The 11,529-nt window shown below is 58.4% G+C and carries 11 protein-coding genes and 1 pseudogene; 8 read left to right on the forward strand and 4 right to left on the reverse strand.

All coding sequences use genetic code 11. The features are described 5' to 3' along the window. The first annotated feature begins 114 nt into the window (after positions 1 to 114). The 3 genes from fdhD (at position 115) to AC3WMV_RS26090 (ending at position 4,108) form a co-directional block, all read left to right on the forward strand. Complete coding sequence (gene fdhD / locus AC3WMV_RS26080; RefSeq protein WP_047600939.1) at positions 115 to 954, forward strand: formate dehydrogenase accessory sulfurtransferase FdhD; 840 nt, start codon at positions 115 to 117, stop codon at positions 952 to 954. Then, complete coding sequence (locus tag AC3WMV_RS26085) at positions 951 to 3,299, forward strand: FdhF/YdeP family oxidoreductase (protein ID WP_103368288.1); 2,349 nt, start codon at positions 951 to 953, stop codon at positions 3,297 to 3,299. Before fdhD ends, AC3WMV_RS26085 begins: the two co-directional genes overlap by 4 nt. Before the next feature lie 329 nt (positions 3,300 to 3,628). Then, positions 3,629 to 4,108, forward strand: coding sequence for a glycine zipper domain-containing protein (locus AC3WMV_RS26090; RefSeq protein ID WP_027611218.1), 480 nt, complete (start codon positions 3,629 to 3,631; stop codon positions 4,106 to 4,108). A 64-nt stretch (positions 4,109 to 4,172) separates the two neighbouring features. Here AC3WMV_RS26090 and AC3WMV_RS26095 read toward each other — a convergent pair whose 3' ends face one another. The 4 genes from AC3WMV_RS26095 to AC3WMV_RS26110 form a co-directional block, all read right to left on the reverse strand. After that, entirely contained in the window at positions 4,173 to 4,604 is a 432-nt protein-coding gene (locus AC3WMV_RS26095; protein ID WP_103368287.1) for an acyl-CoA thioesterase, read from the reverse strand. A gap of 31 nt (positions 4,605 to 4,635) precedes the next feature. Further along, positions 4,636 to 5,859: a 3-hydroxyacyl-CoA dehydrogenase gene (locus AC3WMV_RS26100; RefSeq protein ID WP_103368286.1), complete on the reverse strand. Its 1,224-nt coding sequence runs from the start codon at positions 5,857 to 5,859 to the stop codon at positions 4,636 to 4,638. Positions 5,860 to 6,001: 142 nt separating this feature from the next. Continuing rightward, a complete protein-coding gene (locus AC3WMV_RS26105; protein WP_103368285.1) occupies positions 6,002 to 7,936 on the reverse strand; it encodes a RecQ family ATP-dependent DNA helicase in 1,935 nt (644 codons plus the stop codon). 181 nt (positions 7,937 to 8,117) lie between these two features. Beyond that, entirely contained in the window at positions 8,118 to 8,621 is a 504-nt protein-coding gene (locus tag AC3WMV_RS26110) for a polysaccharide deacetylase (RefSeq protein WP_103368284.1), read from the reverse strand. Positions 8,622 to 8,923: 302 nt separating this feature from the next. Here AC3WMV_RS26110 and AC3WMV_RS26115 point away from each other — a divergent pair, with 302 nt between their 5' ends. The 5 genes and pseudogenes from AC3WMV_RS26115 (at position 8,924) to nadS (ending at position 11,441) form a co-directional block, all read left to right on the forward strand. Then, entirely contained in the window at positions 8,924 to 9,208 is a 285-nt protein-coding gene (locus tag AC3WMV_RS26115) for a hypothetical protein (protein WP_027611213.1), read from the forward strand. A gap of 82 nt (positions 9,209 to 9,290) precedes the next feature. Further along, positions 9,291 to 10,433 carry a hypothetical protein gene (locus AC3WMV_RS26120; RefSeq protein ID WP_103368283.1) on the forward strand — a complete coding sequence of 381 codons (1,143 nt, stop codon included), beginning with the start codon at positions 9,291 to 9,293 and terminating at the stop codon, positions 10,431 to 10,433. A gap of 238 nt (positions 10,434 to 10,671) precedes the next feature. After that, positions 10,672 to 10,971 carry a hypothetical protein gene (locus AC3WMV_RS26125; protein ID WP_027611211.1) on the forward strand — a complete coding sequence of 100 codons (300 nt, stop codon included), beginning with the start codon at positions 10,672 to 10,674 and terminating at the stop codon, positions 10,969 to 10,971. Between the two features lie 66 nt (positions 10,972 to 11,037). Beyond that, positions 11,038 to 11,151: pseudogene (locus AC3WMV_RS26130) on the forward strand (type II toxin-antitoxin system RelE/ParE family toxin); the annotation flags it as partial. Between the two features lie 2 nt (positions 11,152 to 11,153). Continuing rightward, a complete protein-coding gene (gene nadS, locus AC3WMV_RS26135; RefSeq protein ID WP_103368282.1) occupies positions 11,154 to 11,441 on the forward strand; it encodes a NadS family protein in 288 nt (95 codons plus the stop codon). Positions 11,442 to 11,529: the final 88 nt, after the last annotated feature.

The raw sequence follows: 11,529 nt of genomic DNA on the forward strand, positions 1-11,529 counted from the left end.
CAATGACCCGGCAGCCGCTTGATCGACGCCATCTATCAATAGATCGACAGTACCGATTAGACGCGACAAGTTGCCGCGCCTAGTCTTAGCGTTGATCAATCCGTCGGTGATGCCATGAACGCCAAGCGCCCAACTTGCGCGGCGCCTGCACTCGAAACGCCCGCGCCCGCCGCCAGCCAGACCTACAGCTATAGCGATCTGCCCCTTGTGGAATCGGCCAGCACCGCGCTCGCCGAGGAAGTTGCGTTGGCGATCGCCTACAACGGCATCAGTCAGGCGGTGATGCTGGTGACGCCGACCGATCTGGAAGACTTCATCGTCGGTTTCAGCCTTGGCAGCGGCATCATCGAAGACGCCAGCGACATTTATGACCTGCAACTGACCGGCGCGGGCTCGGCGCAATACGCGCAGGTGACCATCGCCAACCGCGCGTTCTGGAACCTCAAGCAACAGCGCCGACAACTGGCCGGCACCAGCGGTTGCGGGCTGTGCGGCGTCGAGGCGGTGGAACAGGCCTTGCCTGACCTCAAAGTGTTGCCCGGCGCACCGTTGCCGCCCGCCGCATGGCTCGACGGTCTGCGCCAGCGCATCGGCGCGTTCCAGCCGCTCGGTCAGCACTGCGGCGCGGTACACGCGGCGGTGTTCATGAACGCCAGCGGTGAATTGCTGCTGGGCCGTGAAGACATCGGCCGGCACAACGCCCTCGACAAACTGATTGGCGGGCTGATCCGCCAGAAGATTTCCACAGAAGGCGGCCTGGCGATTGTCACCAGCCGTTGCAGTCTCGAATTGATCCAGAAAGTTTTACGCGCCGGCATCCAGACTCTGGTCAGCCTGTCCGCGCCCACGGGCCTTGCCGTGCAATGGGCCCGTCGCCACAACCTCAATCTCATCCACCTGCCGCAGAAGAATGCGCCGCGGGTCTACAGCCCAGCGATGGAGAATCAAGCGTGAGCCAACATCATCAAGCCGACCAGAAACCTGTCCCGCGCTACAAACCTTACAAAGGTGCAGCCGGCGGCTGGGGTGCCCTGATCAGTGTGGCCCAGGCCTGGTTGACCAGCGACAACGCGCTGAAAAACCTGCGCATGATGCTCAAGACCAACCAGAACGGCGGTTTCGACTGCCCGGGCTGCGCCTGGGGCGATTCGCCGGAAAGCGGCATGGTCAAGTTCTGCGAAAACGGCGCCAAAGCGGTGAACTGGGAAGCGACCAAGCGTCGGGTGGACAGCAAATTCTTCGCCAAACACAGCGTCACGTCGTTGCTGGAGCAAAGCGACTACTGGCTTGAATACCAGGGCCGCCTGACCGAGCCGATGGTCTACGACGCCGAGACCGACCGCTACAAACCCATCGCCTGGGACGATGCCTTTGCAATGATCGGCAAACACCTGCAAGCGCTGTCGAGTCCGGATCAAGCCGAGTTCTACACCTCGGGCCGTGCCAGCAACGAAGCGGCGTACCTGTATCAGCTGTTCGTGCGCGCCTACGGCACCAACAACTTCCCGGACTGCTCGAACATGTGCCACGAGGCCAGCGGTGTGGCGTTGGCGCAGAGCGTTGGCGTCGGTAAAGGCACGGTCACCTTCGACGACTTCGAACACGCCGATGCGATTTTCGTCTGGGGCCAGAACCCCGGCACCAACCACCCACGGATGCTCGAACCGTTGCGCGAAGCCGTGAAGCGTGGCGCACAAGTGGTGTGCATCAACCCGCTGAAAGAGCGCGGTCTGGAACGTTTCCAGCATCCACAGCACCCGCTGGAAATGCTCACCAATGGCGACAAACCGACCAACACCGCGTACTTCCGTCCGGCACTGGGCGGCGACATGGCGGTGCTGCGCGGCATGGCCAAGTTCCTCTTGCAGTGGGAACGCGATGCGCAGAAGGCCGGTGAACCTGCGGTGTTCGATCACGACTTCCTCAATGCGCACAGCACCAACGTGTTGGAGTATCTGGGCGTGGTCGATGACACGCCGTGGGAGCAGATCGTCGCGCAGTCCGGCCTGACTCTGGTGGAGATCGAGCAAGCGGCGCGCATGTACGCCAAAGGCAAGAACGTCATCATGTGCTGGGCGATGGGTATCACTCAGCATCGCCATTCGGTGCCGACTATCCAGGAAATCGCCAACCTGATGTTGCTGCGCGGCAACGTCGGCAAACCCGGCGCCGGCCTGTGTCCAGTGCGCGGTCACAGCAACGTGCAGGGCGACCGCACCATGGGCATCAACGAGCGTCCACCGGTGGCGTTCCTCGATTCACTTGAGCGGCGCTTCCAGTTCAAGGTGCCGCGTGACAACGGGCACAACGTGGTCGAGGCGATCCACGCCATGGCCGAGGGCCGCGCCAAGGTTTTCATCGGTCTGGGCGGCAACTTTGCCCAGGCCACGCCGGACAGCCCGCGTACCTTCGCGGCGCTGAGCAATTGCGACCTGACTGTGCAGATCAGCACCAAGCTCAACCGCAGCCATCTGGCCCACGGTAAAGACGCACTGATCCTGCCGTGCCTGGGTCGAACCGATATCGATATCCAGGCCGAAGGCCCGCAAGCGGTCACCGTGGAGGACTCGTTCAGCATGGTCCATGCCTCCAATGGCCAGCTGCAGCCGCTGTCGAACCAGATGCGCTCGGAACCGGCGATCATCGCCGGCATCGCCGCCGCCACGCTGGGCAGCAAACCGGTGGACTGGAACTGGTTGGTGGCCGATTACCGGCGCATCCGCGACCTGATCGCCGATACCATTCCGGGCTTCAAGGACTTCAACGAGAAGGTCAAGAACCCGGGCGGTTTCTACCTCGGCAACAGTGCCGGTGCACGCAAGTGGAACACCCCGTCGGGCCGGGCCAATTTCCGCGCGAACCTGCTGCCCAAGGATCTGGTGCACGAGCGTACCCGCGCCACCGGGCAACTGCCGGATCTGATCCTGCAATCGATGCGCTCCCACGACCAGTACAACACCACCATTTATGGTCTCGACGACCGTTACCGTGGGGTCAAGGGCCAGCGCGATGTGTTGTTCGCCAACGAGGCCGACATCATTCGTCTGGGCTTCCGCCCGGGACAGAAGGCCGACATCGTGTCGATCTGGGACGATGGCCGTGAGCGTCGGGTGAAGGGCTTTACCTTGCTGGCGTTTGATATTCCGGCGGGGCAGGCCGCGGCTTATTACCCGGAAGTGAATCCGCTGGTGCCGCTGGAAAGCACCGGGGATGGCAGCCATACGCCGACGTCGAAGTTCATTGCGATCCGGCTGGAGGCTGCAAGCGAGACTGGGTTGATCATGGCCAAATCTGCGTAAAGCGTTGCCTGGACTGACCCCTTCGTGAGCAAGCCCGCCCCCACATTGGAATGCATTTCAGATGTGGGAGCGGGCTTGCTCGCGAAAGCGGTGGCACATTCAACAAAAATCTTTGTACCCTGCACCCTTCCAACGCCCACAAAAAAGGCCGCTTTTTCACAAAAGCGGCCTGTCCGAAGTAGCTAAAGACCGGCGAAATTCGCTTAAGTTCCGCATACAAAACAGCAACTTGCATAATTGTATACAAGTCGTGTTATTCGTCGGATTTCGATTGTCAGCCTTGTTACACAGCCTCAGGATCGGCGCCGTCATCCCTTTGAGGCTCCTCTATGAAGTTCTCCTCGATTCTCTTGTTGTCCCTTGGCCTGGTCAGTGGCTTCGCTTCTGCCGGAGGCACCACCGAAGCAGGTGTGGGCGGCGCATTGGGCGGGGTTCTTGGCTCGGTCGTCGGTCAGTCTTTAGGCGGCAGCACAGGTTCAACCATTGGCGCAGCCCTGGGCGGCGCGGGTGGTAGCGCGGTCGGCGCCAACAAACACAGCCGTGGCGAAGCGGCCATTGGCGGTGCGTTGGGCGCAGCCGGCGGTAACGTGGTCGGCCGCAGCATGGGCGGTACCACCGGCAGCCTGATCGGTGCCGCAGCAGGTGGCGGAGCCGGTGGCGCGCTGGGCAACTACATGGGTAACCAGAGCAATGACGAGGGTCGTCATTACGATCGCGGCCGTGACGACCGTCGCTACTATCGCGACCGTCACCCTGGCCGTGGCCACGCTTATGGCCACCGCAAGCATCACCGCTACTATCGCGACTAATCCGTTGCGTTAAGCGCGAAAGCAAAAATCGCAGCCCAAGGGCTGCGATTTTTTTTGCTCTGGTTCAAACCACCAGACGCTCCAGCGCGTCACGCAATCTGCCTGGAATCGGCACCGGCTGATTGCTCGCCCGATCCACGAACACATGGACAAAACGCCCCGCTGCACATGCCTCGCTTTCACCGACCTTGAACACCGCCAGTTCGTATTGCACTGAACTGTTACCCAGCTTGCCGACCCGCAGACCGATCTCGATCAGGTCCGGGAACGCGATCGAGGCGAAATAATCGCAAGATGAACTCACGACAAAACCCACTACCTCGCCGTCGTGGATATCCAGGCCACCGACCTGAATCAGGTAAGTGTTCACGGCAGTATCGAAAAAGCTGTAGTAGGTGACGTTGTTGATGTGGCCATAAGCATCGTTGTCGTGCCAGCGGGTGGTGATCGGCTGGAAATGCGGGTAATCGGCGCGTTGCGCCATGGTGCTGGACATCGGTATCGACTCCTTGAGTTATCTGTCCAGTCTAAAGGTAAAAACCTTTGCCTCGCGCCGCCAGCTCGCCAATCAGTGGCGCCGGCCGCCATTGATCGCCCTGTCGCGTCTCCAGCGCCAGCAAGCGCTTGTGAATGTCCGCCAGCCCCTGATCGTCCGCCCAGGCCATCGGGCCGCCTCTGTCCCCCGGGAAGCCGTAGCCATTGAGGTACACCTGATCGATGTCATGCGCCGATTCGGCAATGCCTTCCTGCAGAATTTTCGCGCCCTCGTTGACCAGCGCCAGAAGACACCGCTCGAGGATTTCCTCGGACCCAATCTCCCGGCGCTGAAAGCCGAGGCCTTCGCTGACGCTCAATATCAGCGCATCGACCTCGGGATCATGCTCTGCCTGACGACTGCCCGGCTCGTAGTGGTAGTAACCGTTGCCGGATTTCTGCCCGAAGCGGCCCATCTCGCACAAGCGATTATCCACCTGAACCTCCGGCGCATCCTGCCCCTTGCCGGCCAGTTCGCGGGCGCGCCATTCCAGATCAATGCCGACCACGTCGTACATGCGAAACGGCCCCATGGCGAAACCGAAGCCCTGCAAAACCGTATCGACCTGCTGTGGATAAGCGCCCTCGAGCAGCATCTTGCGCGCCTCCAGCACATACGGATGCAACATCCGGTTGCCGATAAAACCGTGGCAATTGCCCGACACCACACTGACCTTGCCCATGCGTTTGCCCAGCACCAGTGCCGCTTCCAGTGCGGCTGGCGACGTCTGCGCGCCACGTACAATTTCCAGCAGTTTCATGATGTGCGCGGGGCTGAAGAAATGCAGACCGAGCACTTGCGATGGACGTTTTGTTGCAGCGGCAATCGCATCAATATCCAGTGCCGAGGTGTTGCTCGCCAACAACGCCTCAGGCTTGAGCAGGCCATCCAGTTCGCGAAAGATCTTCTGCTTGAGCGCGAGGTTTTCGTACACCGCTTCGATCACCAGATCGACATTACGGATTGCCGGGTAATCCGCCGCCGCGCTGATCCGGGCAAGACGTGCATCCGCTTCGACCTGATCGATCCGGCCCTGGCGCACGTTGTGTGCATAAGTCTGCGCCACGGTGCCCAGCGCCTGTTCGAGCATCTGTGGATTGTTATCGACCCACTGCACGGCGATGCCGGCATTGGCCAGGCACATGACAATACCGCGGCCCATGGTGCCCGCGCCGATCACGGCAGCTTGCTGAATATCGAAGGATGTCTGGCTCATGTTGTTCTCTTGTTGGCGATCCGAAGACAGCCTTCACCATAGTCAGGCACCGGGCGTTTTTGAAGTTTATTACCGTGATGAGCGACATTCAGCGCATGGATACAGGCCGCCATGGCATCACACGCTCCCACAGGGTTTGTATTTACTCGAGCAGATGATTGTCAGCCCAACTGCGGACTTGCGCGTACGGATACTGCTCCAGCGCCGCATACCCCGAGATCGTCCGAGCCTTCAACTTGGTAAACAGCGGCACGCTGATCCCGCACAGAAAACGCGTCAGGCGCTCCGCCGTCGGCACATGGCCGGTGTGCTGTTCGTGCCTGTGGATAAAATCACCGCACAACGCCGCAAAATTTTTATTCACAAGGGCTGGCAACTCGGGAGGTGCCGGAAGCCGCGCGACATCACCGTGGCACACCGAACAGTGCCCGCAGTGCTCGGGCGCATTGTGGTCGCCGAAGTACTCGGCCAGGCGATAACCCAGGCAGCGCTCAGTGGCGAACAGTTCGAGCATGGCGTGAATCCGCGCGACTTCAGTCTGTTCATGCCGGGTGAAGTACTCGTGCAACTCGGCGCTCAGCACAGCGCTGTCGAAATCGCTGTGCAGCACGTTGTAGACCTCGGTCATCTGCTTGCTCTCAAGCTCGACCCAGCCCTTCTCCTGAAAATAATCCAGCGCTGTCACCACCCGATTGCGCTCAGCCGAATACTGCGTGTACATCGCTTCGAAATTCACCGTGGCCCAGGTACGTGCGCGGCTGGAGGTGTGAATGATGGCCGCGACAAACTCCCTGCGCTCTCCCTCGAAACGCTCAAGCAACGCTTCCGGCTCCAGCAGGTATTTGAAACGGTACTCGGCATAATAGGCATAGCGCGGCGCGATCAGGCCGCGCAGCTCCATTTGCACCAACAACGTCTTCAGCGGCAGCGTGCGAATGTTGCTCTGATCCGCCAACGGCCCGAGCAGAAATTCCCACTGCCCTTCAGCTGCGGCAGCCTGCATTTCCTCCAGCACACAACGTATCCCCTCGCGCTCCGGGGTATCGCCGTAGACGAAATTTTCCAGCACGTTGAGGCTGTCGCGGTTGGCCAGCACCAGGCAATCCGACGGCTGTCCGTCCCGCCCGGCGCGACCGATTTCCTGACTGTAGTTCTCGATGGATTTCGGCAGGTCGAAATGCACCACGTTGCGGATATCGCTCTTGTCGATGCCCATACCAAAGGCAATGGTTGCGACTATGCAATTGGACTGCCCGGCCATGAAGCGCTTCTGGATCGCCTCGCGCTGATCGTTGGGCAACCCGGCGTGATAAGCCTCGGCCTGTATGCCGTTGCGCCCCAGATGTTCGGCGATGTGCTCGGCGGTTTTCTGCAGCGTGACGTAGACGATGCTCGGCTGGCTCGCGCGCTCGCTCATCCACTCCACCAGCCGCCGGCGCTTGTCCTGGCCACGCACCGGTTCCACCAGCAGATTGAGGTTTGGGCGATAGAAACCGGTGGTCACAACATCTTCGGCAGCGATGGCGAATTTGGCTTGCATGTCGGCGATGACCTTCGGCGTCGCCGTGGCGGTCAGCAGCAGCGTTTGCGGGATGTTGAACTGGCATTGATAGTCCGGCAGCTTCAGGTAGTCGGGGCGGAAGTTGTGGCCCCACTCCGAGATGCAGTGCGCCTCGTCAATCACCAGCAGCGAGATCGGCACCTGCTGCAAAAAATTGCGAAAACGCTCGTTCTTCAGGCGCTCCACCGAGATCATCAGGATCTTCAATTCACCCGAACGGGCGCGGGCCATCACATCATTGGCGTCATCGCGGCTTTGTGCCGAATCGATGCTGCCGGCACTGATGCCGTGACGCTTGAGGAATGCCAGTTGATCCTGCATCAACGCCAACAGTGGCGAGACCACCAGGGTCAGATGTGGCAGCAACAGTGCCGGTACTTGATAGCACAGCGACTTGCCAGACCCGGTGGGGAAAATCGCTGCCGCCGAGCGCCCGGCCAGTACCGCGCTGATCGCGGCTTCCTGCCCGGGTCGAAACTGTGGATAACCGAAAACCTGTTCCAGGGTGTTGTGCATGCGCTGTCACTCCGTTGACCGCTGTGATGCCAACAGCCTAGCGGGCGATCGCAGCGAGTCGAGAAAAGGCCGGGGTCAATTCAATACGGGATGATACAGCCAATAGCGCAGACAACTCGGTCCACTGCAGGAGCGAGCCTGCTCGCGAAGGGGCACAAAACAGCGATACAACCTTACCCGTTCAGGGCCGCAAAACCGCCACTCGCAGTTGCTCGTTCAACACCTGCTCATGCACGCCTTGGCTCTTGCTCGCCCACAACGCATGAGCCGGGCTGATGTCACCGGTGAAGGCCGCCGCCAATTGCCGCAGTTCCGCAACACTGCGCACGCGCGGGCAGAACGGCTGCCCGTCACAGTCAACGCTGGCGTTGCGATAGGTGCTCAGCAAACGATCCCACAGACCGTCACGCACCTGCCTGATCGACTTGAGCTGCACATGCGGCACACCCAGTCGCTGCTCCAGCCCTGCCTCGTCCAGCGCTTCACTGGCGAGCAAGGCCCTGCCGAACATCAACACCTCGGCGCGCGAGGCGGTATCGATGCCAGTCTGGCTGGAGAGCGCATCGGGCCAACCGGTGCGTTCGAGGTCGGCAAACGTCCAGCTGTTGCCGACACCAGACGCCATGGCCAAACGGCAACCACTGGCCCACAGCAATAAAATCGAGGCCATACGTAGCCACTGCATACTCAATTCCCTTTAAGCGCGTATCGGACGTTTGGAAACGTCCTACAGATTCTGGCGCGCACCATACATAGATTTGCCAAGAAACGCCTGAGAATCCTGTGGGAAATTTCTGCGCTAGGGGTTTCACCCCGAAAAAACCGCAAAACCTTGTAGGGCATATGCCCGGCCCTCGGAAAATCCCCTACGAACGGCGTCCATTGCGGCGCTCTTGTGAGTGCTCGCCACGCACTTCTATAGTGGCCGGCGCGACTGACCACTGAATCAGCCCCGCCCGAGTGCCTTTGTAAAGGACAAGCCTCACCATGATTACCCGCTATCGCCCTTTGAAGACTTGTTACAACGAAAATCCCGTATTGGTCATCGATACTCACTCCAGCCATCGCGATCTGCTTGATGCCGCTGACCAGCGACTGCGTGCCGCCAGCGATCTGCTGGAAACCCTTTACTGTTTATGTTTCAAACAGGCCGACGTGAAAGATATACCTAACATCGTCAATGCTCTTTATTTACTAGTGCAGGATGGCTGTGACTTGCTCGAAGTAGCAAAACATAAACCCCAACAACAGACCGACACTGAAAACAACTAAAATCCAGAAACAACAGAATGCTTTAATAAACAGCCAAAAAAGACCTAAGTTGTTGACTCTTACTTTCACCGAGAGCAACACAATGACTGTTTTAACCATATTTTTCTGCGGCACAGGCTCCAACAAGTTTGATACCACCCACGAAAACTTCTGGAACGGCGAACTGATTTCCACCTTGGCTTCCAATCATTTGGGCCACGAGTTTGCCGAGTGGATCGTGGTGGACGGCCCCGGCAGCGGCAACCTGCAGGCCGATGATCTATTCACCAAGACCAAGGAATACGGCATGAGCGGCACCTTGTTCGGCAAGGGCTGGGAAGAAAACGTGTTGCACGCGCTCAACATCATCAAGGGCAAGTGCGACTGGCAACGCGAGCAACTGACTGAAGCCGAATACAATCGCCTGAAAGCTGCCGGCATTCCGATCGAAGATGTAAAAGCCGAGGGTTCCTGGTTCTGGCGCAAATATAATTACGGCAATCGCAGCATTACCCAGCAGCAATTACAGGAAGGAATCATCAAAACCCACCGCAAGGATGGTGTTATTCCGACTCAAGTCAATCTCGTCGGTTGGAGCCGGGGCGGCATCAGTTGCCATATGTTGGCCAATGCAATGTTCAAGGACAGTCTGCTGAAAAACATCCCGGTCAATATCTTTGCGCTTGATCCCGTGCCAGGCATTGGTAACTTTCAGGAAGAGCGCGTCAAACTCGCGGGCAATGTCAAAGAGTATGTAGCGTTCTATGCTCGTGACGAACGCTCAAAAGGTTTCAGCTGCGTCATCCCACAGACCGCTACCGGCACTAAAACCTACATCTATCCTATGGCTGGCCGCCACGCCACCATGGCCGGCAATGCCACCAGCAGCGGCGGCGTCCCGACCGGCGCCAGTGATCTGAAAGCGCTGTCCGAGCCCGGACGCATCGTGCGCCACCTCGCCGAAACCTGCCTCAAACGCTGGGGCGTGCAACTGCAAAAAACGTTGAATCTGACCCAGGCCGATCTGGAAAACCTCACCAACGGCATCGTACGCGATGAGACCAAATACAAACTGATGCACAAACATTCCTACACCTATTTCACCGAACTGGACCAAGGCGAACGCTACGTTTCGCTGGGCAGTAAAGGTGTGCCGTTCAGCAGCGTGAAAGGCGAGATCTACAAGCCGGCGACCGGCCTGGCAACCAGTTTGCTGGATATTTCGGCGTATCAGCATTTGCGTTGAAAAACGATGAAAGACCGGTAGGAACGTCCGATGAAATCTTCATCCCGTTCCTACACGCCACGACTCTTTGTCGCCTATCGCGGCTTGAGGGCACAAATCTATAGTCGTGGCTGTCGCTGGCAAATCAGCGGCTCGGGCTTGGTCACCTGAATGGATCGTGCATACGCGTCCGCTGTATGCTGCCGGCACTCAATTGCCTGCAGTTTATGGTGGCTGTGTTTATTTGAGGATCAACCAAATGAAAACATGGAATCAATTAGCCGCTGATCGCTACTACTCACTCGAATCCAATCTCACCGACACCAAGCCCCTGATCATCGACACAGAGGCCAATCCGCAAGACATCCTCGAATGCGCCGTCCAGCGCCTGCGCGCCTCCAGCGATCTGCTGAAAACCCTCTACTGCCTCAGCTTCAAACAAGCCGACATCGAAGATATCCCCCACATCACTCACGCTCTTTACCTGCTGACCAAAGACGGCTTTGACCTGTTGCAGGTCGCCCAACAACGAATGCTCAACTGGAAAGCTCCAGTCTGAGGTTGAGTGATCAGATCGTTCCCATGTTCGACATGAGAACGATCACTTACCAGTGATCTACTCAAATTCGTTTCGGCGTCACAAATCGGGTTATTGATGATCTACCCTAAAAATGAACAACACGATCTGTCCAGCGATGAGCGTAAAGCACTCAAGGTCTTGATCGAAAAATGGAGATGACCATGAGCAAATTTTTTGATGAGCTGATGGAAAGTGTGCAAGAGATGGACGAGATCGTACGAGGCGAGCGCACACCTTCTCGCGAACTCCACGTTGATGCATTGCAGGTCAAAGAAATTCGTAAAGCTACCGGTTTGACCCAGGCCAAATTTGCGGCACTGATCGACGTCCAACTCGGCACTCTACGAAATTGGGAACAGGGTCGTCGCGAGCCAACCGGGCCGGCAAAAGCTTTGCTCAAGGCCATTCATAGCGACCCGGTTCATGTTTTGATTGCATTGGCTCATTGAGAAAATGAACATGTCTAGTCCTGAAATAGGTTTACACCTGTTTCAGTCTCAAAACGCCCGATGCACCGCATCGGGCGTTTTGTATTTC

The organism is Pseudomonas sp. FW305-3-2-15-E-TSA4 (assembly GCF_058787295.1).